The sequence below is a fragment of the Deltaproteobacteria bacterium genome (assembly GCA_005879795.1).
GTDB lineage: Bacteria > Desulfobacterota > Binatia > DP-6 > DP-6 > DP-6.
The window spans coordinates 15,340-39,130 of the sequence record VBKJ01000137.1; the positions used below are offsets into that span (position 1 = coordinate 15,340).

22 protein-coding genes are annotated in these 23,791 nt (G+C 73.0%); 11 read left to right on the plus strand and 11 right to left on the minus strand.

The window, feature by feature from the left end:
- Window positions 1-48 precede the first annotated feature (48 nt).
- The 6 genes from E6J59_09925 (at window position 49) to E6J59_09950 (ending at window position 7,935) form a co-directional block, all read left to right on the plus strand.
- On the plus strand, window positions 49-1,518 hold the full coding sequence (locus E6J59_09925; GenBank protein TMB20028.1) for a glycerol kinase: 1,470 nt from the start codon (window positions 49-51) through the stop codon (window positions 1,516-1,518).
- Complete coding sequence (locus E6J59_09930; GenBank protein TMB20029.1) at window positions 1,515-2,891, plus strand: MmgE/PrpD family protein; 1,377 nt, start codon at window positions 1,515-1,517, stop codon at window positions 2,889-2,891. The genes E6J59_09925 and E6J59_09930 overlap by 4 nt, the downstream gene beginning before the upstream one ends.
- 239 nt (window positions 2,892-3,130) lie before the next feature.
- Window positions 3,131-4,852: a matrixin family metalloprotease gene (locus E6J59_09935; protein ID TMB20030.1), complete on the plus strand. Its 1,722-nt coding sequence runs from the start codon at window positions 3,131-3,133 to the stop codon at window positions 4,850-4,852.
- A 196-nt stretch (window positions 4,853-5,048) separates the two neighbouring features.
- The gene (locus E6J59_09940) at window positions 5,049-5,435 is read left to right on the plus strand and encodes a VOC family protein (protein TMB20031.1); all 387 of its coding nucleotides are present in this window, start codon (window positions 5,049-5,051) and stop codon (window positions 5,433-5,435) included.
- Window positions 5,432-6,133, plus strand: coding sequence for a CDP-diacylglycerol O-phosphatidyltransferase (locus tag E6J59_09945; GenBank protein TMB20032.1), 702 nt, complete (start codon window positions 5,432-5,434; stop codon window positions 6,131-6,133). Before E6J59_09940 ends, E6J59_09945 begins: the two co-directional genes overlap by 4 nt.
- Window positions 6,130-7,935, plus strand: coding sequence for a DUF4838 domain-containing protein (locus tag E6J59_09950; GenBank protein ID TMB20033.1), 1,806 nt, complete (start codon window positions 6,130-6,132; stop codon window positions 7,933-7,935). The genes E6J59_09945 and E6J59_09950 overlap by 4 nt, the downstream gene beginning before the upstream one ends.
- Here E6J59_09950 and E6J59_09955 read toward each other — a convergent pair.
- From E6J59_09955 to E6J59_09980, 6 genes are all read right to left on the minus strand, one after another.
- The gene (locus tag E6J59_09955) at window positions 7,929-9,551 is read right to left on the minus strand and encodes a hypothetical protein (GenBank protein ID TMB20034.1); all 1,623 of its coding nucleotides are present in this window, start codon (window positions 9,549-9,551) and stop codon (window positions 7,929-7,931) included. The genes E6J59_09950 and E6J59_09955 overlap by 7 nt on opposite strands.
- A gap of 30 nt (window positions 9,552-9,581) precedes the next feature.
- Complete coding sequence (locus E6J59_09960) at window positions 9,582-10,193, minus strand: hypothetical protein (protein ID TMB20035.1); 612 nt, start codon at window positions 10,191-10,193, stop codon at window positions 9,582-9,584.
- A gap of 56 nt (window positions 10,194-10,249) precedes the next feature.
- A complete protein-coding gene (locus E6J59_09965; GenBank protein TMB20036.1) occupies window positions 10,250-12,145 on the minus strand; it encodes a DUF1302 domain-containing protein in 1,896 nt (631 codons plus the stop codon).
- Window positions 12,146-12,461: 316 nt separating this feature from the next.
- The gene (locus E6J59_09970) at window positions 12,462-14,363 is read right to left on the minus strand and encodes a hypothetical protein (protein ID TMB20037.1); all 1,902 of its coding nucleotides are present in this window, start codon (window positions 14,361-14,363) and stop codon (window positions 12,462-12,464) included.
- 65 nt (window positions 14,364-14,428) lie between these two features.
- Window positions 14,429-15,061, minus strand: coding sequence for a TetR/AcrR family transcriptional regulator (locus E6J59_09975; GenBank protein ID TMB20038.1), 633 nt, complete (start codon window positions 15,059-15,061; stop codon window positions 14,429-14,431).
- 1 nt (window position 15,062) lies between these two features.
- Complete coding sequence (locus E6J59_09980) at window positions 15,063-15,716, minus strand: rhomboid family intramembrane serine protease (GenBank protein ID TMB20039.1); 654 nt, start codon at window positions 15,714-15,716, stop codon at window positions 15,063-15,065.
- 14 nt (window positions 15,717-15,730) lie between these two features.
- On the opposite strand from E6J59_09980, the gene E6J59_09985 reads away from it, so the two are divergent.
- From E6J59_09985 to E6J59_09995, 3 genes are read left to right on the plus strand one after another with little or no spacing between them, the layout of a single operon-like run.
- On the plus strand, window positions 15,731-16,003 hold the full coding sequence (locus E6J59_09985; GenBank protein ID TMB20040.1) for a hypothetical protein: 273 nt from the start codon (window positions 15,731-15,733) through the stop codon (window positions 16,001-16,003).
- Window positions 15,993-16,214 carry a hypothetical protein gene (locus tag E6J59_09990; protein ID TMB20041.1) on the plus strand — a complete coding sequence of 74 codons (222 nt, stop codon included), beginning with the start codon at window positions 15,993-15,995 and terminating at the stop codon, window positions 16,212-16,214. The genes E6J59_09985 and E6J59_09990 overlap by 11 nt, the downstream gene beginning before the upstream one ends.
- Window positions 16,215-16,811, plus strand: coding sequence for a riboflavin synthase (locus E6J59_09995; protein TMB20042.1), 597 nt, complete (start codon window positions 16,215-16,217; stop codon window positions 16,809-16,811).
- Between the two features lie 144 nt (window positions 16,812-16,955).
- Here the strand turns inward: E6J59_09995 and E6J59_10000 are convergent, their stop codons facing one another.
- Window positions 16,956-18,278 carry an AarF/ABC1/UbiB kinase family protein gene (locus tag E6J59_10000; GenBank protein TMB20043.1) on the minus strand — a complete coding sequence of 441 codons (1,323 nt, stop codon included), beginning with the start codon at window positions 18,276-18,278 and terminating at the stop codon, window positions 16,956-16,958.
- A gap of 56 nt (window positions 18,279-18,334) precedes the next feature.
- Here E6J59_10000 and E6J59_10005 point away from each other — a divergent pair, with 56 nt between their 5' ends.
- Window positions 18,335-18,523 (plus strand): hypothetical protein, encoded by a 189-nt coding sequence (locus tag E6J59_10005; GenBank protein TMB20044.1) that lies wholly within the window; start codon window positions 18,335-18,337, stop codon window positions 18,521-18,523.
- A 48-nt stretch (window positions 18,524-18,571) separates the two neighbouring features.
- On the opposite strand, the gene E6J59_10010 is transcribed toward E6J59_10005, so the two are convergent.
- Complete coding sequence (locus tag E6J59_10010; protein ID TMB20045.1) at window positions 18,572-20,371, minus strand: electron transfer flavoprotein alpha/ beta subunit; 1,800 nt, start codon at window positions 20,369-20,371, stop codon at window positions 18,572-18,574.
- A 10-nt stretch (window positions 20,372-20,381) separates the two neighbouring features.
- On the minus strand, window positions 20,382-21,737 hold the full coding sequence (locus E6J59_10015) for an FAD-binding oxidoreductase (protein ID TMB20046.1): 1,356 nt from the start codon (window positions 21,735-21,737) through the stop codon (window positions 20,382-20,384).
- A 64-nt stretch (window positions 21,738-21,801) separates the two neighbouring features.
- Between E6J59_10015 and E6J59_10020 the strand changes: the two genes are divergently transcribed.
- The gene (locus tag E6J59_10020) at window positions 21,802-22,278 is read left to right on the plus strand and encodes a GFA family protein (GenBank protein ID TMB20047.1); all 477 of its coding nucleotides are present in this window, start codon (window positions 21,802-21,804) and stop codon (window positions 22,276-22,278) included.
- Between the two features lie 8 nt (window positions 22,279-22,286).
- Here E6J59_10020 and E6J59_10025 read toward each other — a convergent pair whose 3' ends face one another.
- Together E6J59_10025 and E6J59_10030 are read right to left on the minus strand one after the other, a co-directional pair.
- Complete coding sequence (locus E6J59_10025) at window positions 22,287-22,835, minus strand: type II toxin-antitoxin system VapC family toxin (protein TMB20048.1); 549 nt, start codon at window positions 22,833-22,835, stop codon at window positions 22,287-22,289.
- Window positions 22,836-23,342: 507 nt separating this feature from the next.
- Complete coding sequence (locus E6J59_10030) at window positions 23,343-23,627, minus strand: CcmD family protein (GenBank protein ID TMB20049.1); 285 nt, start codon at window positions 23,625-23,627, stop codon at window positions 23,343-23,345.
- Window positions 23,628-23,791: the final 164 nt, after the last annotated feature.

Here is a 23,791-nt window from a genome sequence, read left to right on the forward strand (position 1 = left end):
TGCCGGCGGCTTTGCCGGCGGGGGGTCATTGCAATAGAACCGGTGCCGATGCGTCAAGAGGCCGCGCCAGCGCTCGTGGTGGCGCTCGACGAGGGCACGAGCGGGGTGCGGGCGGTCCTCGTCGATGCGACGGGCACGCCCCGGGCCGAGGCCTACCGCGAGGTGCTGCCGGCCTGCCCGGCGCCAGGCCGTGTCGAGCACGAGCCCGAAGCGCTCTGGCGCGCCACGCTCGCGGTCCTCGGCGCCGTCGTCGCCCCGGCACCCGCGGAGCGAGTGTGCGGGCTCGGCATCGCCACCCAGCGCGGCACGGCGCTCGTATGGGAGGCGGCGACGGGGCGCGCGGTCGCGCCGGCGCTATCCTGGCAGGACGGCCGCACCGCCGCGCGCTGCCGGGCGCTCATGGCCGACGGAGTGTTCGTGAGCCCGCTCGCCGCGGCGACCAAGATCGAGTGGATCCTCGATCGCGTCGACCCGGATCGTGCCGGCGTGCGCAGCGGGCGGCTCCGCTGCGGCACCGTGGACGCGTGGCTCGCCTGGCGCCTCACCGCCGGGCGCGTCTTCGCCACCGACGCGTCCAACGCGTCGTGCAGCGGCTTCTACGACCTCCTCACGCTCGGCTGGAGCGCGCCGATCCTCGAGGCGCTCCGCGTCCCGGCGCCGGCGCTGCCCGCGATCGTCGACTCGAGCGCGGTGCTGGGACGGCTCGACACGCCCGGCCTGCCGCCGATCCCGCTCGCGGCGCTGGTCGGCGACCAGCAGGCGGCGATGATGGGGCAGCTCCGCCTCGCCCCGGGCGAGGTGAAGATCACCTGCGGCACCGCCGCGATGCTCGATCTGAATGCCGGCGCCGAGCCGCTCTGGTCGACGCGCGGCGCCTACCCGCTCGTGCTCTGGCAACAGGGCGGCCTGCCCACCTTCTGCCTCGAGGGCACCGCCATCACGGCCGGCGCCGCGATCACCTGGCTGCGCGACGGCCTCGGCATCATCCGCGATCCGGCGGAGAGCGCGGCGCTCGCCGCGAGCGTCGCGGACAGTGGCGGGGTGTGGGCGGTGCCCGCCTTCCAGGGGCTCGGCACGCCGTACATGGACGCGAGTGCGCGCGCCGTGGTGGGCGGGCTCTCGCGCGCGACGACGCGGGCTCACCTCGCGCGCGCCGTGCTCGAGGGCATCGCCTGGCGCTGCCGGGAGGTGTACGACGCGCTGCGCGCCGACGTCGCCCACCCGCCCCCGGCCACGCTGCGCGCCGACGGGGGCGCGGCGAAGAACGACATCCTCCTCCAGCTCCAGGCCGACGCCCTCGGCCTCCCCGTCGAGCGCCCCGCCGTTCTCGAGGCAGGCGCGCTCGGCGCCGCCTACCTGGCGGGACTCGCCACGGGCGTGTGGACGGGGACGGACGAGCTTCGCGCGTGCTGGCGGCGCGAGCGGCTCTTCGCTCCGAGCCTGGCCCCGGCGGAGCGCGAGGAGCGTTTCGCCGCCTGGCAGCGTCACGTGGCCGCCGCGCGGGAGACGCCGCCGTGACACTCGCCGAGCAGGTCGGACACGAGGTCGTCGAGATGCGCGACGGAGCGCTGCCCCCGGACGTCCTCGCGCGCGCGCTCGACCTGCTGCGCGACCACCTCGGAGTCGCGCTCGGCGGCGCGCGCGAGGAGTCGAGCGTCGTCCTGCGCCGCGGGCTCGCGGCGCTCGGGCTCCGCGGCACGGCGACCGTGCTCGGCGCCGCCGAGCATCTCCCCGCGCCGCACGCCGCGCTCGCCAACGGCGCGGCGGCGCATGCCCTCGAGATGGACGACACGCACCAGGGCGGATCCATCCACCTGGGCGCGACCGTCTTCCCCGCGGCGCTCGCCGCGGCCGAGCTGGGCGGCGCGAGCGGCGAGCGGGTGCTGCGGGCCGCGGTGGCGGGCTACGACGTCGCCGCCCGCCTCGCGATGGCGCTCGGCCCGGCGGCACACTACCGGCGCGGTTTCCACCTGACCGCCACCTGCGGCGCGTTCGGCGCCGCCGCCGCCGCGGGGGCCGTGCTCGGGCTCGACGCGGCGGCGATCACCGCCGCGCTCGGCATCGCCGGCAGCCAGGCCGCCGGCTCGATGGAGTTCCTCGCCGACGGCTCGTGGACCAAGCGCTTCCAGACCGGCTGGGCGGCGTGCGCGGGCCTGCACGCCGCGGCGCTGGCGCAGGCGGGCTTCTCGGGACCGGCCACCATCCTCGAGGGCCGCTTCGGATTCCTCCATGCCTACTCGGATGGCGCCACGACCGCGCCGCTCGCCAGCCGCGACCGCTACGAGCTCATGCAGACCAGCGTCAAGCCGCACGCCTGCTGCCGCTACATGCAGGGACCGATCGACGCGGTCCTGGCGCTCCGCGCCGCGCACCCGATCGAGCCCGGGGAGGTCGAGCGGGTCGAGGTCGGCATGCTCGCCGCCGGCATGCCGATCGTGTGCGAGCCGGCGGCGGCGAAGCGCCGTGCGGCCTCGGTGGTGGAGGCGCAGTTCAGCCTGCCCTTCGGCATCGCGGTGGCGCTCGCGCGCGGTGCGGCCTCGCCCGCGGAGTTCGCGCCCCCGCTGCTCGCGGACCCCGCCGTCGGCGGGCTCATGGAGCGCGTGGTCGGCGTGCCCGACGCGGCGCTCGACGCCGTCTTCCCGCGCGCCTGGCCCTGCTGGGTCCGGATCACGCTCCGCGGCCGGCCGCCGCTCGAGGCGCGCGTCGAGCATCCGCGCGGCGACCCCGAGCGCTTCCTGACCGCGGCCGAGCTCGAGCGGAAGTTCCGGACGCTCGCGTCCCGCGCGCTGCCAGCGGCGGCGCTCGGGCGGCTCGAGGCCGCGCTCGCGGACTTCCCGCGGGCGCCGAGCGTCGCGCCGCTCCTCGCGGCGGCCGTCCCCAGGGGTCTGTAGCCGCCACGGTTCCTCGGAAGCCGCCGGGTAGCGGCACTTAATTGCCGCCGGCGGACAGCGACGCGCACGACGCGCGGTCGCGGCCTGCGATCGCCGCTCGAAGGCCCCGAATCCCGTGCCTCGCCGGCTCGTGCGGCGCCTGGCACCCGGGTTGCTGAGCGGCACAGCGCTCGCCTTCCGCGGGCGCCCGTATGCCCGCCGTTGCAGGAAGACCGCTCGCCGCCCTGATAGTGCTCGTCATGTTGGCGGGGCCGGCGCGGGCCACCACGTTCGTCGGCGTGAGCGAGCGCACGCTGGTCCGGGCCGCGGACGCGATCGTGATCGGCACGATCGCGCAGATCGAGACGGTCGCCGGCGCCGACGGGACGATCAGCACGCTGGTCACGCTCGACGTCGAAGAGACCGTGAAGGGCCACGTCGAGCGGCGCCTCGCCCTCAAGGAGCCGGGTGGCCGCATCGGCGGCCGCACGCTCTGGATCGCGGGCGCACCGCGCTTCCGGACGGGCGAGCGGCAGCTCCTCTTCCTCTCCGCCGCCGCGGACGGGACGGCCCACACGACGGCCCTCGGCATGGGGCAGTTCGTGCTGGGGCGGCACCCGCGTACCGGCGCCGCGCTCGCCGAGCGGCGCGTCGACGGCCTCGTCGTCGGCGACCGCCCGCTCCGGCGCGTGGCGCTCGCGCGCCTGCGGCGCACGCTCGCGCGCGCCGTCGCGCAGGGGGGCGGCGCTGCCGCTCCGCTCCTCGCCACCCCGCCCGAGCTCCTCGACCCCGGCCGCGAGCGCGCTCCGGTCGCCGAGTTCACCCTCTTGGAGGACCCCCCGGGCCGCTGGTTCGAGGCGGACAGCGGCCAGCCGGTCGTCTACCAGACCGCCGGCCACGACGCCGCCCTGGGCGAGGGCGCCTCGCTCGCGGCCATCGACGCCGCGCTCGCCGCGTGGACGAACGTGAGCGGCGCGAGCATCGTCCTCGAGCGCCAGGGGACGACCGTGCCCGCGCCGCTCAGCTGCGACGGGATCTCGCAGATCGTCTTCGCCGATCCCTTCCGCGAGATGCCGGACCCGGTCGCGTGCAGCGGCGTGCTCGCGCTCGGCGGCTACTGCACGTCCGCGGATACGGACGCGGTCGACGGCAAGACCTTCTATCGCATCACCGAAGGCAACATCACCTTCAACCGGGGCTTCGCCGGCTGCCCCTTCTGGAACGCGACCAACCTGGCCGAGGTCGCAACCCACGAGCTCGGCCACACGATCGGCATCGGCCACAGCTCCGAGAGCGACGTCGCGCCGCCGGTGCTGAAGGACGCCACCATGTACTACCGGGCGCACTTCGACGGACGCGGCGCCTCGGTGCACGCCGACGACATCGCGGCGGTGCGCTTCATCTACCCCGGTCCGGGCGGCGGCGACCCGAGGGTCGAGGACATCGACGGCGACGGCCTCCCCGACGCCGAGGACGACTGCCCCGCGATTCCGAACCCGGCGCAGACCGACACCGACGGCGACGGCCTGGGTGACCTCTGCGATCCGTGCCCGCTCGCGCCCGGCGGCGAGGGAGCCTGCCAGCCGATGTACGTGGGCCGGCTGCGCATGACGCTCGCCGGCCCGCGGAGCCGGCTCGTGTGGCGCGGCTCGCTCGATCTGCCCGACGGCACGCCGCCGTCCGCCGCCCGGGTGCTCCTGGTCGACGCGCGCGGCGTCGTGGTGGACACTGCGACCGGGAGCCCGCTCGCGCGTGCGGGCTCCCCCCGCCGACGCCTCCGCTACCGGAGCGGTCGCGCTCTGATCACGCTCCGTCCCCGCCGCGGGGGCCGCTACCGGGTCCGGGTCGCGGTGCGCGGCCTCGACCTCGGCGCGGACGGCATGTCGCTCCTGAGCGCGAGCCTCCAGGTCGGCTCCCAGAACTTCGCCGACTCGCTCAGCTGCGAGCGCCCCCGCCACCGCCACGTCACCTGCCGCGACTGAGGGCGGCGGGGTCACGCCGCTGCGATCGCCGCGGCGGCGGGGGGCGGCGTCGGCGGCGACCTTCGAGGGCGCCGCGCGCGGCGCTCGCGGCAGGGCTGGCGACGGCCGCCGGCGCCCGAGCGGGAGCGCCGATGCCGCCCCCCGCCGCCGCGCACCGACGTTGCGGCCCACGTCCCCGCCCAGTAGAACGAACGCAATGAACCCGGCGGTGCGCGTTCGTGGCCTCCGCCACCTGGCGCTCCGGGTGCGCGACGTGCGCGCCGCGGCGCGCTTCTACACGGAGACCTTCGGCATGCGCGTCGTGTGGGAGCCCGACGGCGAGAACGCCTACCTGAGCACGGGGAGCGACAACCTGGCGCTGCATCAGGACCCGCACGCGGCGCCGGGAGGCGCGCTCGACCACCTGGGCTTCCTCGTGGCGACGGCGGACGAGGTCCACGCGGCGGCCGAGCAGCTGCGGGCGCGTGGCGTGCCCGTCGCGCACCCGCCCGCCGTCCACCGCGACGGCTCGGTCTCGTGCTACTGCCGCGATCCGGACGGCAACCTGATCCAGGTCCTCTACCTGCCCGGGATCGAGGCGTGAGCGAAGCCCGCCCGCTGCGGACCATCGCGGCCTGGGGCGTGCACCTCCTCACGGCGAGCACCGCACCCGCGGGCGTGCTCGCGATCCTCGCCGCCGAGCGGGGCGACGCGGCCGCCGCCATGGGCTGGATGGCCTACACCCTGGCCGTCGACTCGATCGACGGGACGCTCGCGCGCGCCGTCGGCGTGAAGCAGGTGCTGCCCTTCTTCGACGGAACGCGGCTCGACGACATCGTGGACTACTTCACCTACGTGATCGTGCCCGTGCTCTTCGTCCTCCGCTTCGACCTCCTGCCGCCGGCGCTCGGCGTGCCGGTGGCGCTCTGCCCGGTCATCGCCAGCGCCTACGGCTTCTGCCGCACCGACGCCAAGACGGCCGACCACTACTTCACCGGCTTCCCCTCGTACTGGAACATCATCGCCTTCTACCTCTACACGCTCGGGTGGCCGCAGGCGCTGAATGCCGCCGTCGTGCTCGTCTTCTCGGTCGGGGTGTTCGTGCCGATCCGCTACCTCTACCCCTCGCGCACGCCCGTGCTCCGCCCGCTCACGGTCGGGCTCGGCCTCGTCTGGGGCGGCGCGGTGGTCTGGTCGCTGGCGCACCTGGCGACCGTGCCGCGCACGCTGGTGGTCGCCTCGCTCGCCTTCCCGGCCTACTACGTGGGGCTCTCGCTCGCCCTCCACGTGCGGCGCGCGTGAGCGCGGATCTCGCGCGGCTCGCGGCGGGCGTGCTGCTCGTGCCCGAGGGCGCGCCCGAGCCGGTCGCCTTCGCGGCCGAGGAGCTGGGCGCGTACCTCGGGCGGATGTTCGGGCCGAGCCCGGTGCAGCGGAGCGTGGCGGGCCCGGGCGGGGCCTGGCTCTGCCTCGCGCCGGCGGACGCCCCGGTCGCGGTGCGGGCGCTCGCGGTGCCGGCGGGCGCGGAATGGGTCGTCCGACCGGCGGACGACGCGGCGGTGGTGAGCGGTGCGTCGCCGCGCGCACTCCTCGCCGGCGTCTACGGCCTCCTCGAAGCGGCCGGCTGCCGCTGGGCGCCACGCGGGACGCACGAGGAGCACGTTCCCCGCCCGGACACGGCGCGGCGCCCGGTGGCGGCGCTCGAGCTGCGGCCCGCCTTCGCCCGCCGCGCCTTCGCCGCCGACCTCGCGACCTGGCACTACGGCGTGCCGGAGCGGCTCGCCGCGCGCCTCCCCTCCGACGTGGCGTTCGTCGACTGGATGGCCAAGCGCGGCGCGACCGGGCTCCTCTTCATCCGCCACGCGAACGACACGCAGTGGGTCATCCCGGAGCTGGTGCCGGAGCTCCGCCGGCGCGGGCTCGACGTCGAGGGCGGCGGCCACGTGCTGGTCGAGCTGCTGCCCCGTTCGCTCTTCGCGGCGCACCCGGAGCGCTTCCCGCTCGCGCCCGACGGACGCCGCTCCGACCTGGGGAACGTGTGCGCGGCGAGCGCCGCGGCGCTCGCCGTGGTGCGCGAGCGCGCGGCGGCGGCGCTCGCTGCGCTCCCGGGCGCGACCGATTTCCATCTCTGGGGGCTCGATCTCCCGGGTGGCGGCTGGTGCGCGTGCCCGTCGTGCGCCAGGCTCTCGCCCGCCGACCAGGCGCTCAGCGTGTGCAACGCGGTCGCAGAGACGCTCGGCGCGGGCACCCGCGTCCTTCACCTCGCCTACCACGACACGCTCGAGTCGCCGCGCGCCGTGCGGCCCCACCCGCGCGTCTGGGCGGAGTTCGCACCGCGCGAGCGCTGCTACGCGCACCCGCTCGAGGACCCCGCGTGCGCGACGAACGCCCCCTACCGCCGCGCCCTCGACGCGCACCTGACGCTCTTCGCGGGCCGCGTCCACGTGTTCGAGTACTACGGCGACGCGATCCTCTTCGGAGGCTGCGCGGTGCCGCTCGCCGAGGTCGTGCAGCGGGACCTCGACTACTACGCCCGCGCGGGCGTGCGCGGCGTCTCCTGCCTCGTCTTCGGACAGTACAGCCTGTGGGCGTACGGCGTGAACGTGGAGGCGTTCGCACGCGGAGCGGTTTCGCCTGCCGCCGCCGCGAGCGCGCGCGGCACGCACGCCGCCGGCTTCGGGCGGGCGGCCGAGCCCGTGGCGCGTTACCTGGCGGCGCTCGAGCGCGTCATGGCCGGGGTGGTGACCTACGGCGACGTGCTCCTGCCGCCGGCCGAGGCCGAGCGCGCGGCCGCCGTCCGCGCCGCGCTCGCGGCCGCACGCCGGCAGGCCCCCGAGCTACGCCGCCTGCTGGCGGCGGCGCCGGTCCGCCTCGCCGCCGAGGAGCACCTCCTCGACTACACGTTCGCCGTGCTGGGGGCCCTCGAGCGCTGGCTCGCCGCGGCCGATGCGGAGGCCCGCGAAGCCGCGCTCGCCGCCCTGGCCGGCGCGGTCCGTCACGTGCGGGCGGCGGGGCTCGTGGGCGCCGGCACCTGGGGCCTGCACGACCTCGAGATCACGCACCACTTCTTCGCCGGCGCGCTGCGCGCACGCGGCGCCGGTCAGTAGTAGGTCCCCGTGAGCACGCACATCTCGTCGTCGGTGGTGACCCCGAAGGTGAGCGTGGTCGGATTGCCCGACCCGTCGCGCTTGACCGGCCGGGTGACGCCGTTGTCGTGCAGGCACTCGAAGTCGACCCAGTCGCCGGGTACCAGCACGACGGGCGGCTCGAACGGCCGGCTCACGGGGTGCGACCAGTCGAAGTTCTCGTAGGCCTTGCTGCCGTCGGACCACCGGGCGGTGAAGCGGAGCCCGCGCTTGTGCATGTGGCCGGAGAGGCCGAGCAGGTAGATCGGCGTCGTGCCGCCGTTGGTGAAGCGCCCGGGCTGCACCTTCTGCGTGAAGGGCGGCACGCTGATCGTGAACATGTCGTTGAAGTCGGTGAGCGTCTTGGCGATGTGCTCGGGCGTGCCCGGGTAGGGGTAGACGTTCGTCCACACCTTCATCTGGATGGGCACGTCGAAGTTGTTCGCGTAGTGGGCGTTGAGGCCGACGTAGGTCCCGGCCCGCAGGAGGCGCGCGATGCCGGGCGCGTAGAGGTCGATGTAGTACGGGGCCTGCGGTGACCCGGAGAGCGAGTTGCCGAACATCGCGCCCGAGGTGCAGCCGGTGTCACCCGCCTTCCACACGCCGACGGGCGGCGTGCCCTCCCTGTCCCACGGGAAGATCGCGAAGTGGTGCGTGCCAGGGTTCAGGAAGAACTCCCACTTGCCGACCGCGAGGTCGGTCGGGTTGGGGACCGCCATCCAGAGGCAGCCCTCCAGCTCCTCGCCGGGCGCGAGGGTCGGGCCGTCGAGCACGAGCTGGTAGCCGCCGGGCGGCGGCGGCGTGGGCGTGGTCGGCACGTAGTCGGGCTCCAGCAGGCAGGGCGCCGCCGCGACCACGCCCGTGCGCGGCGCGCCGGCGTCGATCCAGGCATCCACCAGGTCGATCTCGCTCTGCGTGAGGGCGAGGCCGACGAGCGGCATGCGCGCGCCCTCGCCGTCGGCGAGCGTGCCGTGGAGCTTCTGCGAGAGGAAGCTCTCGGCGGCGTGACCCGGGAGGACGCGGAGCTTCCCCGCGGCGGCAGCGGCCGGGTTCGAGGCGGGCACACCGACCAGGCTCTCGTAGGAGCTGCCGGGGAGGAGGTCGAGGCTCGCCTGACCGAAGACGCCGTGGCAGCTCGTCACCGTGCAGCCCCGGAAGGCGAGCACGCGTTGCTCGATCACCGCGTAGGTGTCGTCGCCCCGCGTGCAGGAGGTGGAGATCTGGGCCCGCGTCGCGCTGAAGCGTCGCCGGTACCTCGAGCGCCCGAGGCGAAGCGCGCCGGTCATCGTCCCGCAGGTGGCCGCGTCGACGGTGGCATTGAGACGGACCCGCGCGTTGTACTGGCCGCAGCCGCGCCAGTCGGCCCTGATGCGCGTGCCCCGCTTGGCCGCCCACACGTGCGCTTCCACCGGCGCGCAGCCGCTGCGGATCGAGACCTGAGGCGTCTCGAGGATGACCGCGTCGGTTCCCGGGCGCCCGGATCCCAGGAGCGGGGACCCCGGCAGGACGAAGCGCCCCGGCGCGCAGAGGGGTCTCACGGCGCTCGCAGCGGGCGAGGCGAGGAGCGCGATCAGCGGTAGCAAAACCCGGAGGGACATGGTGCCACCTCCTCGCCCGCGGAGCGGGCGCTACCCGACCAGCCACTCGAGCAGTGAGCGGATCTCCTTCTCGCCGAAAGGAGGCGGTGGCGCCTCGCCCTCGGCTCCCTTGCGTATCCAGCTCCCGTCCTCGCGGAGCAGGAGGTCGTACCAGTCCGCACCGGCAGGGTCGGCCGGATCGTATTGAATGACCGACGCCGTCGCGAGCGCCCCCACCGGCACCGGCCGCCCGCCCAGGTTGACGAGCGGGCTCACCACCACCTCGAGGCGGCGGTCGAGGAACTTGAGGACGAGCCGCGCACCGTCCGGGACCTCGATCCCCCCCAGGTTCTTCGGGTTCAGGATCCTCTCGATCACGAGGAGCGGGGTCCCCGCCTCCTTGTTGACCGCCGCGGTCAAGGTCTCGAGGCTCCGGAAGAGCGCCTTCACGTGCTGGGCACGGAGCGCGAAGCGCTCCTTCTCGCGGTTGCCGCGGCGGCCGGGGACTGGGGAGGCGTGGGCGCGGTCGAGGGCCCGCTCGGCCATCTCCTTCGTCCACTCCCGCAACGCCGGGGAGCGAGCCGGCTCCGCGGCGCCCGCCTTCTGGCTGCGCGGCGCCTCGTGCACGAAAGCAAAGTACGGGAGGCCGCTGCGGCGTGTCAAGGCGAAGGCCCTGCCCGGCCGCGACGCTCGTACGGGGACGAGCCCGGCGAGCCCCTTCAGTTGAGCTGCGCCTGGACCTTGAGCTGCAGGATGTCGTGCCCCCGGAACGTGGCCAATCCGGCCCGCCGCGAGCCTTCGATGGCGACGTAGCTGGCGGCCAGGAGGACGTTGTCGGTCAGGCGGTAGACCACCGACGGCGCGAAGCCGAAGATGCCGCTCACATCGAGGATGGCCACGACGCGCGGCTCGAGCCTGCCGTGCAGGTAGTCGGTCTGGAGCGCGATCTGCATGAACTGGTTGTCGAACTTGTACTGGTCCTCGAAGCCCTTCGTGTTGGCCTTCTGGCAGGTGATGAAGAACTTGCCGTTGGGTCCGGGCTTGTCGCAGTCGGGGGTGCCCGGGATGCGTCCGAGCACGGTCGCCGGCTTCCCCGGCTTCTGCTCGCCCAGGTAGCGGAAGTCCATTCCGCGCCGCTCGAGGAGGTTCCACTGCCCGTGCCAGGCGGTCACCAGGACGAAGGAGTTCGTCGGGTTGAGGGGGCGGAAGAAGAAGAAGGTGTCGTAGCCGATCACCCAGCGCAGGTAGTCGGTCTTCGGGATCGTGTTGACGATCGGGCTCCCGTCGGGGTTCCTCGCGGTCGGCACCTGCCCGCGGGGGTTCAGGTTCTTCTCCGGGATGAAGGCGAGCTCGTCGATGAAGGCCTCCGCCTCGGTGCGGATCACGCCGCGCACCGTCGGTGAGAACCAGCTCGCGGAGACGCCCGCGACCGACTCCAGGCGCCGCTCGAGGATGGTGACCAGCGCGAGGGCCTTCGAGCACGGCCGCCCGGACGGCGTGAACCCCGCCTTGCTGCACACCGGCACGCGGAAGCCCCGATCGTCGATCTGGATCGGGACGATGCCGTTCGGGTTGCTCGCGCTCCGCGTGTTGTTCAGGCCGCCCGGGGTCGACAGCAGGGGGACGGGCGCCTGATTGAAGGTCCGGTAGAACCACCCCTGGAGCGTGTACTCCCGGAGGAGGAGGCTCTGCAGCCTCACCCCCCAGCGGGTGTTCGCCCAGCTCATGGCGGGCTGATGGCTCACGAGGTCCAGGTGCAGCAGCTTCCCGATCGCCGGCCCGCCGAGGGCGGTCACCTGGTTCTGCGGATCCGGGACGTCCGGGTTGAAGGGGCTCACCCCGGCCGTGATCGGATCGGTCGGCACGGTGGTGTCGACGACGCCCGGAATGACGTACGTGTCCAGGAAGCCGCTCGAGAGCGAGCCCCAGTCGTCGAACATCTTCACGGTGTTGCGGAGCGCCCAGGCCGGGATGCGGGCCTCCTCGAGATCCTGGATGAGGCCAGGGACGCCGAGGGTCAGGTCGAAGAGGTTGGTCACGTCGAGCAGCGCGATGTCGTCCGACTCGCCCCACGAGATCGCCTGCCGCCCCACGCGCGTGAACAGCCGGCCCTTGGTGTAGTCGAGGTAGAGCTCGTTGATCCGGTTGCGGCTCGCGTAGATGTGGCGCGGGTTCTTGTTCTGGTCGTTGAAGACGAAGGAGTCCTTGTTCACCTTGTCGGTCTCTGCGAAGCGCGCCTTGTACGCCTTGCGCGCGTCGTTCCACTCGGGGTCGAGGTAGTCGTAGAGCCCGTCGTAGAAGCCCCACCACGCGAAGCGGAACTTGAACTCATCGGGGGAGAGGAGCGAGAGACCCGGAACGTTGTCCGTCCAGTGCATGTAGTCGGTGAGCCGCGCGTCGAACTCGGGGTTGTAGAAGTTCCGGTGCTGCGCCAGGTCGCCGATCTTGTAGCGCGTCGGCTGGTCCTTCTCGGCGTCGTCCATCATGATGCCGAGCTGGGAGTAGACGCGCGCCCGGAGGTCGAAGTTGCGGTTGCCTCCCAGAAAGTAAGACTGCGCCGACGATCCGACCCCGAGGACGAGGCCGAGCACCAGCCAACCTGTCCAGGTCCGCATGGCGGGCCCTATCGAAGACTCCGCTGCGCTTGTCAAGCTTGGAGCGAGTGGGCGCGCTGGTCACCCGCTGCCGCAGCGTGTCGACGGAGCGAGCAGACGGGCCCCGAGTCCGACCTTCCGGGACCATCGCTTCCCATGAAGCAGAGCCCCGGAATGCCGTACCGCGCGCCGTCCCCATCCCGTCCTGCCCCCGCGCCACCCGCCGGGCCGGTGGGTTAGGAACCCTCTCCCGCCGGCCAGGTCAGCCACTGTGGTGTCCGCGAGGATGAGGGGCCGAGGCCATCCCTCCGGCTCGAGGGGCACGCGCCCGACGGATTCAGTTGAGCTGCGCCGTGACTCTCAGCTGCAGGATGTCGTGGCCACGGAACGCGCCGAATCCCGCCCGCCGCGAGCTCTCGATGGCGACGTAGGTCGCGCTCAGGAGGACGTTGTCCGTCAGGCGGTAGATCACCGACGGATTGAAGGCGAACATGCCGCTCACGTCGAGGAGCGCCACGATGCGCGGCTCGAGGAGGCCGTGCATGTAGTCGGTCTGGAGCGCGACCTGCAGGAACTGGTTATCGATCGTGTAGAGGTCCTCGAAGTTCTTCGGGTTCACCGTCTGGCACGTGAGCCCGAACTTGCCGTTGGCCCCGGGCTTGTCGCAGTCCGGGGTGCCCGGGATGCGTCCGAGCACCGTCGCCGGCTTCCCCGGCTTCTGCAGGCCGGCGTAGCGGAAGTCCATCCCGCGCCGCTCGAGGATGTTCCACTGGCCGTGCCAAGCGGTCACGAGGGTGAAGGAGTTCGTCGGGTTGAGCGGGCGGAAGAAGAAGAAGCGGTCGTAGCCGATCACCCAGCGCAGGAAGTCGGTCTTCGGGATCGTGTTGATGATCGGTCTCCCGTCCGGGTTCTTCCCGAAAATCGGCACCTGCCCGCGGGGGTTCAGGTTCTTCTCCGGGATGAAGCCGAGCTCGTCGACGAAGGCCTCCGTCTCGAGGCGGATGACGCCGTCCACCCGCGGGCTGAACCAGCTCGCGGAGACGCCGGCGACCGACTCGAGGCGCCGCTCGAGGGTCACGACGGTCGCGAGGGCCTTCGAGCACGGCCGCCCGGACGGCGTGAACCCGGCCTTGCTGCACACCGGCACGCGGAAGCCCCGGTCGTCGATCTGGACGGGGGTGATGCCGTGCGGATTGCTTGCGCTCTTCAAAATGTTGAGGCCGCCCGGCGACGAGAGCAACGGGACGGGCGCTTCGTTGAACGTCCGGTAGAACCACCCCTGCAAGGTGTAATCGCGCAGGAGCACACCTTCGAGCCGGGCTCCCCAGCGGGTGTTCGCCCACGTCATCGCCGGCTGATGGCTCACGAGGTCCAGGTGGAGCAGCTTCCCGACCGCCGGGCCGCCGACCGCGGTTATCTGGTTCTGCGGATCCTGGACGTCCGGATTGAAGGGGCTGACGCCCGCCGTGATCGGATCGATCGGCACGGTCGTGTCGACCACGCCGGGTACGACGTAGGCGTCGGCGAAGATGCTCGACAGCGGGCCCATCGTCTCGGCCACCTTCACCGTGTTGCGGAACGCCCACACGGGGATGCGCGCCTCGTCGAGGTCCTGCATCAGGCCCGGCACGCCGAGGGTCAGGTCGAAGAGGTTGGTCACGTCGAGGAGCGCGATGTCGTCCGACTCGCCCCACGCGATCGCCTGCCGGCCCGCCCGCATGAAGACCCGCCCCTTGCTGTAGTCGAAGTAGAGCTCGTTGATGCGGTTGCGGCTCGCGTAGATGTGGCGCGGGTTCTTGTTCTGGTCGTTGAAGACGAAGGAGTCCTTGTTGACCTTGTCGGTCTCTGCGAAGCGCGCCTTGTACGCCTTGCGCGCGTCGTTCCACTCGGGGTCGAGGTAGTCGTAGAGCCCGTCGTAGAAACCCCACCACGCGAAGCGGAACTTGAACTCCTCGGGGGAGAGCAGCGAGAGGCCCGGGACGCGATCCGTCCAGCGCATGTAGTCGGTGAGCCGCGCGTCGAACTCGGGATTGTAGAAGTTCCGGTGCTGCGCCAGGTCGCCGAAGCTGTAGCGCGTCGGCTGGTCCTTCTCGGCGTCGTCCATCATGATGCCGAGCTGCGAGTAGACACGCGCGCGGATGTCGAAGTTCCGCCCCTTGTCCAGAAAGTAAGCCTGCGCGGTCGATCCGGCCCCGAGGACGGCGAGGCCGAGCACCAGCCAACGGGACCAGGTCCGCATGGCGGCGCCTATCGAATGATTCCAAAGCCCTTGTCAAGCTTTGGTGCCCGCCCCGGAGCCGGCGACTAACGGCGCAGCGTGTCGACCAGGGTGGCCTTCAGATGCTGGAGGAGGGTCTCGGAGCTGCCCGGGGCGTCGCTGCCGAGAAAGCCCTGCACGAGGACGCCGTAGAGGGCCGTCATGATGAGTCGAGCGTCCAGGTCAGGCTTCACGGTCGGGCGAAATACCCCCTTTTGGCGACCGCTGTCGAGGATGTCGGCGAGGAGGTTCCGATACACCCGCTGCAGCTCGTACATGTGCCCGACCACGTCGTCGGGATGCTTCTCGTCCCGCAGGATGAGGCTCACCACGAACTTGACCGAGTAGATGTTCTCGGAGACGAACGCGTAGTAGGCGTCGATCAGCTTCTTGATCTGATCGGTCTCGGAGAGGCCCTCGAGGTCGTCGAGCACGTTCACGACGTAGGGCTCGAGCGTGCGCTGGAGGGCGGTCCGGAAGAGCTTCTCCTTGTTCTCGAAGTGCCAGAAGATGAGCGCCTTCGAGACCTGGGCCTCCTTCGCGACCTGCGAGAGGGACGTGTTCGAGTAGCCGTGGGTCGAGAACAGGCGGGTCGCCGTCTCGAGGATCTTCTCCCGGGTGTCCACCGCCCGGCCAGGCTGCCCCAACCCCGCGCGGCCTGTCAATTGCGTCCGCTCCAGCTCACGCCCAGCGCGGGGCCGAGCGCCGCTCGCGCAGCGCGGGGCCCAGCGCCATGCCGGCCACGAAGCCGCCGATGTGGGCCCAGAAGGCGACCCCCCCCACGGCCGCGCGGCTGCCGAGGGTCGCCACCCCGGACATGAGCTGCCACAGGAACCAGATGAGCAGGAAGAAGACCGCCGGGATCTCGACCACCTGCAGGAAGAGGAAGATCGGCACCAGGGTCACGACGCGCGCGGTGGGAAAGAAGAGGAAGTAGGCCCCCGACACCCCGGCGATCGCCCCGCTCGCGCCCACCATGGGGACGTTCGAGCCGGGGCTCGAGAGGGCCTGGGTCGCGCCGGCCGCGGCGCCGCACAGGAGGTAGAAGAGGAGGTAGCGCAGGTGTCCGAGCCGGTCCTCGACGTTGTCCCCGAAGATATAGAGGTAGAGCATGTTGCCGAGGACATGGAGCCAGCCCCCGTGGAGGAACATGCTGGTGAGGAGCGTCTCGACCGCAAAGTTGCTCGGCACCAGGCCCCAGTGCTTGATGAGCAGCTCGGCCTGCCGGCCGCCGAGCGACACCTCGTAGCAGAACACGAGCACGTTGGCCGCGATGACGGCGTAGTTGACGATCGGGACCCGGGCGGACGGGATGGTGTCGCGGAGCGGGATCATGCCGCCGGCCCACCATGCCCGGCCGGTGGTGGCGCCACAATGCCCCGCGGGCTAGACTGCCGCCCCCTATGCTCCGGCACACCATCCGCGCGAGCCGGATCGTGCTCGGCCTGGCACTCGTGATCCTGGGCGTGGTCCTCGCGCTGCCGGGTGTCCCGGGGCCCGGGCTGCTCGTCATCTTCGTGGGGCTCACCGTGCTCGGCGGCGAGTTCGAGTGGGCGCGGCGGCTGCGCGACCGCCTGCAGGGGCTGCTCCGCCGCGCCAGCGGGAGGGTCGATGTCCAATAGCGAGAAAGACCGCCTGGGCGAGAAGCTGCACCAGAAGGAGAAGGCCGAGGAGGACCGCTACTTCGCCGAGCGCGACAAGGCGCTGCTCGAGAAGCTCCGGGGCGAGAAGGCCGCCGGGCGCTGCCCCACCTGCGGCACCGCGCTCGTGGAGGTCGAGCGGCAGGGCAAGACCAGCCACGAGTGCCCGGCCTGCCGGGGGCCGGCGCGATAGTTGTTCACCGGCATCATCCAGGCGACCGGCCGCGTCGAGCGGCGCGGGACGAGCGGCAGCGGAGCGCGTCTCACCATCGCCACTCCGCGGCCCCTCCCGCGCCTCGCGCTCGGCGAGAGCATCGCCGTGAACGGCGCCTGCCTCACCGTCGCCGCGCGGCGCGACCGGCGCTTCACGGTCGACGTTTCGCCCGAGACGCTGCGCCGCACCACGCTCGGCCGCATGGCCCCCGGGGCGCGTGTCAACCTCGAGCGCGCGCTCCGCATGGGCGACCGCATGGGCGGCCACATCGTCCAGGGCCACGTCGACGGCGTCGGACGCCTCGAGAAGGTGACGCGCGACGGCGACTGGCTCCTCTACCGCTTCCGCGCCCCCCGCACCCTCGTCCCCTACCTGGTCGAGAAGGGCTCGATCGCCGTCGACGGCGTGAGTCTCACGGTGTCCGCCTGCCGCGGCCCGAGCTTCACGGCGGCGCTCATCCCGCACACGCTCGAGCAGACGACGCTCGGCGAGCGCAAGCCGGGCGACCGCGTCAACCTCGAGGCCGACGTCCTCTTGAAACAGATCGAGCGTATGCTGCGCGCCCGGAGGCCGTAGCTCGCGGCCTCGCGTGCGGGCGAGGGTGGGGACGCCGCCGGCGCTCCCGCTCCTCGGCCGACGGCCGGGCGAGCACGACCGGGCGGGCGTTCGGCCTCGTCGAAGGTCGCGGCGGCGGCGTCCCCACCCTCTCCCGCTGGCGTCTCAGGCCTCCGGACGCGCCGCACCCGCTGCGAGGTAGGGGAGCAGGGTGGCACCGAGGTCGATGTGGGTGCCGAGCTGCTTGCCGATGCCGGAGAGCAGTCCCATGACGCGGCCGACGAGCAGGACGTCGGAGGGGACCTCCACGAGCGGGTTGGCGCGCATGATGCGCGGCAGGTCCGCGCCGAACTGCGCGATCATCTCGGGGTCGGCGAAGGATCGCCCGTTGCGGAGCGCCCAGCCGAGGAACGCCTCGCCCAGCCAGGCGAGGCTCTCGTCGGACTGCTCGCGCGTGCGAAAGCCGAGGGCGCGGAAGGCGGCCGCGACCGCGGCCCGATCGCCGCCCACGATGGCGGCCGTCAGGCGCGCGACGCCGTCGCGGAAGGCGGGCGGAAAGTCCTTGGCCAGGCCGAAGTCGAGCAGCACGAGCCGCCCGCCGGGCTGGACCAGGATGTTCCCCGGGTGCGGGTCGGCGTGGAAGAAGCCGTGGAGCAGTATCTGCTCGCAGAAGAGGTCGATCAGGCGCCGCGCGACGTCGGCCGGGTCGAGGCCGAACGCGCGCAGGCCCACGACGTCGGTCACGCGCACGCCGAGCGCGTACTCCATCACCAGCACGCGGCGCGTGCTGAGCTCGCGCACGATGGCGGGCACCAGGATGTCCGCCCGGCCGCTCAGGTGCGCGGCCATGCGCTCGGCGTTGTCCGCCTCGTGCACGAAGTCGAGCTCGAGCGGCACGTACTTCTCGACCTCGCGGATGAGGGCGCGGAAGTCGAAGTCGCGCTCGAGGCGCGCGAGGACGCCGATCAGCACGGCGAAGCTCCGGAGGTCCACGCGCACAACGCGTTCGATGTCCGGGTACTGCATCTTGACCGCCACCTCCCGCCCGTCTTGCAGCCGGCCGCGATGCACCTGCGCGAGCGAGGCCGAGGCGAGAGGCGCGGGATCGAGCTCCGCGAAGGCCGCCTCGACCGGCCGCCCGAGCTCCCGGCGGAGGAGCGGCAGGAAGGTAGCAAGCGGCCGCGGCGGCACCCGGTCCTGGAGGCGGGAGAGGACCTCCACGTATTCGGCGGGCAGGATGTCGGCGCGTGAGCCCAGGAACTGGCAGACCTTGATGGGCAGCCCCTCGAGGCGAGTCGCCAGGCGGTAGGCGGCCTCGGCGCTGCGGCGATGATGGCGGGCGAGACGCGCTCCGTCGCCGCACGCCGGGGCGACGCCGCGGCTGAGCTGGATCAGCTTGTAGCCGCCGTAGATACGCGCCACGAGGGCCGCGAGGGCGGAGAAGCGCCGCGCCGCCAGGAGCATGCGCGCATTGTGCGGGCTCGCCACCGGCGACGCAACGTCGCCTTGCAATCTCGCGCATCGGGCGGCAAGCTCCCGCCGCCGTGAGCGGCGAGCCCACCATCCGGATCGGTGACCGCGTCGTGCACCTCCAGGTGCCCGGCGTGTTCACCGTCGTCGCCCAACGCGGCCGGTTCTTCGAGGTGGAGAACGCGCGCGGCCTCCGCATGACCATCCACGAGGTCGCGCTCCGCCGCCTCGACGGCCCACCCCCGCCCCCCAGAGATACGTAACGTCGCGGGCGGCGCAGCCCGGCGCGGGGACGTCCCCGCCCCCGCAAGCTACGAGCCGCGCAGCGCCGCCTCGAGCAGCGGGAGGAGCGGTGCGTAGTCGGAGACGATCCCCAGGTCGGCGGCCTTGAAGATCGGCGCCTTCGGGTTCTTGTTGATGGCGACGATCACGCCCGCGCGGCGGAGCCCGACCACGTGCTCGGGCGCGCCGCTGAGCGCGATGGCGACGTAGAGCCTCGGCGCGATGGCGCGGCCGGTCAGCCCGACCTGGTGCTGCTTCGGGAGCCAGCCCGCGTCGGTCACGTCGCGCGTGGCCGCGACCGCCGCGCCGAGGCGCGCCGCGAGGGCCGTGATCGCCGGCAGCGCCGCCGGCCCGCCGACGCCGTGCCCGACGCCGAGCACGATGTCGGCCGCTTCGAGCGTCGCGCCCGTTGCGTCGCCGAGCGAGCGCTCGGAGACGACGCGCACGCGCCCCGGCACGGCGGGCACGGCGAGGCGCTCCACCGCCGCCCGGCGGGTCGCATCCGGCCGCGCCGGACGCAGGATCCCCGGCCGCACGGTCGCCATCTCCGGCCGCGTGTGGGAGAGGATGGGCGCCACGATCGCGCCGCCGAAGGCGGGTTTCATCTGGCGCACGCGGCCCTCGGCGTCGAGGTCCAGGTCGATCGCGTCGCCGGTCAGCCCGAGGCCGAGCCGCGCCGCCACGCGCGGCGCGAGGTCGCGCCCGCGCGCCGTCGACGGGACGAGCACGAGGCGGGGGGCGCGGGCGCGGATCGCCTCGGCGAGGACGGCGGCATGCGCATCGGTCGTGTAGGGGACGAGCCCCGGGCCCTCGGCGACCAGCACGCGGTCGGCGCCGGCAGCGGCGAGCGCGCCCGCATGCTGCGCGCCGTCGCCGAGGACCAGCGCCTCGACCGGCGCCCCGAGCTGCACCGCCAGTTCCGCCGCCTTGGCGAGCAGCTCGGCCGTGACCTGCTTCGGCCCCCCCGGGCCGATCTCGGCGACGACCCACACCGGCGGGCCGTTCGCGGCGCCGCGCGCAGGGAGGGCAGGCCGGTCGTCGCGAGCCGGCGCGAGCTGGCGCAGGCGCTCCCCGAGCGCGCGCGCGAGCGCCGCGGGGGAGTCGCCGGCCAGGATCTCGCCGCGGCGCACGCTCGGGACGTGCTCGATGCCGGCGACCCAGGTGGGCGAGCCCCTGGCGCCGACCTCCTCGGCCAGAAGGCCCACCTCGGCGGCGCCGAGGCTCGCGATCGGCTTGGCCTCGGCCGCCTGCCGCTCGGCCTTGGTCGGAAAACGCTCCTCGGCGAGATCCTCGGCCGCGGTCACGACCGCGGGCAGCGGCCCGGTCACGGTCTCGAAGCCCTCGTCGGTCTCGCGCTCGGCGACGAAGGTGCGCGCCGCCGGATCGAGCTCGAGCCGGCGCGCGCCGGTCACCTGCGCCAGCCCCAGCAGCTCCGCCACCTCGGGCCCGACCTGCCCCGTCTCGGCGTCGGTGCTGGCGCGGCCGAAGAGGACGAGATCGGGCGCCTCGCGCTCGAGCGCGGCGGCGAGCGCGCGCGCCGTCGCGAGCGTGTCGGAGCCGGCGAGCACCGCGTCGACGAGATGGAGCGCGCGGTCGGCGCCGAGCGCCAGGCACTCGACGAGCCCGTCGCGCGCGCCCGGCGGGCCCATGGTGAGCGCCACCACCTCTCCCCCGTGCGCGGCGCGCAGCGCCACGGCGGCGCCGAGGGCGCGGAGGTCGAAGGAGCTCACCTCGCCCGGCACGCCCTCGCGCACGAGCCGGCGGGTCTCCGGGTCGAAGCGCAGCGAGCCGAGCGCCGGTACCCACTTGACGCACACGACGATCCGCATGCGGGTCTCTTCACCACATCTTGCCTGGGTTGAGAATCCCGTGCGGGTCGAAGAGCTGCTTCACCCCCCGCATGAGGGCGAGCGCCGCGCCATGCTCGCGCGCCGCGTAGCGCCGGTTGCCGAGCCCCATGCCGTGCTCCCCCGAGCACGACCCGCCGAGCGCGAGCGTCTCGTCCACGAGCGCGTCGCGTGCCGCCTCCGCCTCCGCGCGCTCGGCCGCATCGGCGAGCACGAGCGCGTGCAGGATGCCGATGCCGGCGTGCCCGAAGAGGTGCACGGCGAGGCCGTGCTCGGCGGCGACCGCCTCGCAGCACGCGACCAGCCGCGGCAGCGCGCCGATCGGGATGGCGAGGTCGGCGCGCACGGTGGCCGCCTCGGGACGGAGCGCCGCGATGGCGCGCGTGGCCTGCTCGCGAATCGACCACGCGTCGCGGCCGTCGGGGAGCACCAGCCGCTCGCCGCCCGCGCCCCGGAGCACGTCCTCCGCCGCCGCCCACGCCTCGGCCACGCCCGCCTCGCTGCCATGCACCTCGACCAGCAGCGTCGGCGTCTCGGCGAGGCCGAACCGACCGAAGCAGTTGAGGGCCGCCACGGTCCGCGCGTCTAGGAACTCGACCGCCGCCACGTCGACGCCGAAGCGGACCAGCTCCGCCGTCGCGCGCGCCGCCGCGCCGCTGTCCGGGAAGCGGAACCCGCCCTGCCGACGCGCCTGCGGCAGGCCGGCCAGCGCGAGCGTCAGCTCGGTCACGATCGCGAGCGTGCCCTCGGAGCCGACCACGAGCCCGAGGAGGTGGTAGCCGGACGCGCTCTTGCGCGCGCGGTTGCCGAGGCGCAGCACCTCCCCCGTTCCCGTCACCACGGTCGCCGCGCGCACGTGGTCGCGGGTGCCCCCGTACTTGATTGAGTAGATGCCGCTCGCGTTGTTGGCCGCCATGCCGCCAGTGGTCGCGACGTCGGCGCTGCCGCCCGGCGAGGGCGGGAAGAAGAGGCCGTGCGGGCGGAGCTGGCGGTTGAGCGCCGCGTAGACGACGCCCGGCTGCACGTCGGCCTGGAGGTCCTCGGGACGGATCGCGACCACATCCGCCATGCGCGAGACGTCGAGCACGATGCCGCCGCGGACGGGGATGGGGTTCCCCTCGAGGCTCGAGCCCGCGCCGCGCGCGGTGAGCGGGATCGCGTGCTCGGCGCAGAGCTTCACCACCGCGACCACGTCGCCGGTCGCGAGCGGCCAGACGACGGCGTCGGGGCGTGCACCGGGGAGCGAGGAGGCGTCGCGGGCCGCGGTCTCCAGGTCGCCGGGGCGGGTGGAGCAGCGGTCGGGGAGGTGATCGGCGAGGGCGCGGAGGAGGGCCGCGTCGAGGGCCATGGTGCGGGCGTAGCGATTCCGGCGCGCGAGGACAAGGGTCGTGTCATGTGCTAGGGAGCCGTTGGTGGAAGTAAACGCGATGTCGGAAGCCAAGGTTCCGGGTTCGTGCTTCTGCGGAGCCGTGCGCTTCTCGGCGCAACTGCCGAGCCTCTTCTGCGGGCACTGTCACTGCTCGATGTGTCGCCGCAGTCACGGCGCCGGCTATGTCACCTGGTTCGCAGTGCCGCGGGATCAGCTCCTGCTCGAGGCGGGCGAGGCCGAGCTGGCCCGGTTCCGCTCATCCGACCACGGCACGCGATCGTTCTGCAGGCGCTGCGGGAGCTCGCTCTTTTGCGAGTCGACCCGCCACCCCGACCAGATCGACATCGTTCTGGCCAACATGCACGGTCCGATCGACCGGCCGCCCCAATTTCACGTCTACTTCGACGATCGGGCCGACTGGGTCGTCGTCAACGACGGCCTTCCGCGGCTTGGGGGTCCTACGGGTCTGGAGCCGATCACCATGTCGACCCGGGACGCAAGCAAAGCCGATGAATCGTGAACGCGAGCCTACGCTGCCCCCGGCACGACCTGGAGCGAGAAGCGCCTGAGCGCGCGGATCGCCTCGAAGTCACCGGCATCGGCGGTGACCAGCGTGGCGCCGATCGTGCGTGCTGTTAGGGCGATCAGGACGTCGTGGACGAGGGAGGCGCGCCGCACATCGCGTCCCGACGCCCGAAGGCGCCGGAGCACCTCGCCTGCGTCGGCGAAGATCCCGGTCGTTGGGGGCACGATGCGCGCCGCCGCCATGTAGCCGTGCACGGCGCGTTCCAGAGCCCGGCGACCGGAGCGCGTGTGCGCCCCGGCGCGCAGCTCCATCTCGACGACGGCGCTCAGGTAACGAAGGGAACCCCTGCCCATGACCAGCTCGGGTCTGAGATCGCGACGCAGCCAGTCGACGTAGATGTTGGTGTCCAGGAGGACCTTCTCAGGAGCGGCCAAAGACGTCCTCGATCCCGCCCGTCCCTCCGGCGCGACGGAGCGCGCGCCGGACCTGCTCCTCCGCGAGAACGGTGTCGAGTGCGCGCTCGATCGTCTCTCGGTTGGTCTTGGTCCCAAGCAGACGCCGCGCCCGCTCGATCTTACGCTTGAGGCGCCGGTCCCGCGTGGTCATGCGCCAGGCTACCGTCCTCCTCGCGCCAGAGGCAAGACCTGGGGCCGCACGTCGTCGAGACAACAGGGGAAGAAGGGCGCAGGAGCACCCGCAGGATCGCGTGGCTCGGCACCCGGGTCAGGGCGCGACGATCCCCAGGTTGACGCCTGCGATGCCGATGACGAACAGGACGATCACGAACAGCACCGGCGCGAGCACGATGGCAAGGCCCGAGCGGTGTCTCAGCAGACCAGCGAGCTCCAGAAGCGAGACCGTCGCCCCGAAGGCCACCAGGTAGAACATGATCGTGCTCAGCTCGCGCGCCGACTGAGCGTGACCAAGGTGGTGCTCGATCAGGGCTGTCGCAAGAACGGGGAACGCGAAGGCGGCGCAGATCGTCCAACACAACCGGATCGGCCTCCGCTCGAGCGAAAGGAGGCGTCGTTCGACCGCTCTCGAAGGTGTCCCCATCTCTATCGCTCCAGCAGCCGCCTTAGCTCCCGCACCTCCTCCTCCAGCTCGCGGCTCCGCCGCTCCAGCCGGAGGAGATACGCGAAGAGCCCGATCCACACCGCGGCATACGCCGCGAACAGGTACGGCAGGTTCGTCACGCTGCCTCCCCTCCGCGCGCCAGCGTCTCGCGCCGGAGCGCCGTGACCTCCTCGCCGAGGCGCGCGGCGCGCATGCGAAGCGTGATCAGCCAGCCGGCCAGCAACACGAGCGCCAGCGCCGACACCGCGAGCCCCGCGCGCATCCACGGATCCACCAGCCCCGAGCCGCCCTCGTTGCGCGTGATGACCGCCGGGTGGATGCCGCGCAGCAGGCGCACCGACACCATGATGATCGGGATGTCGAGCACGCCGATGATGCCGAGCACGGCGGCGTAGCGGCGGACGGCCTCCTCCTCGCCGCCGAAGGCGCG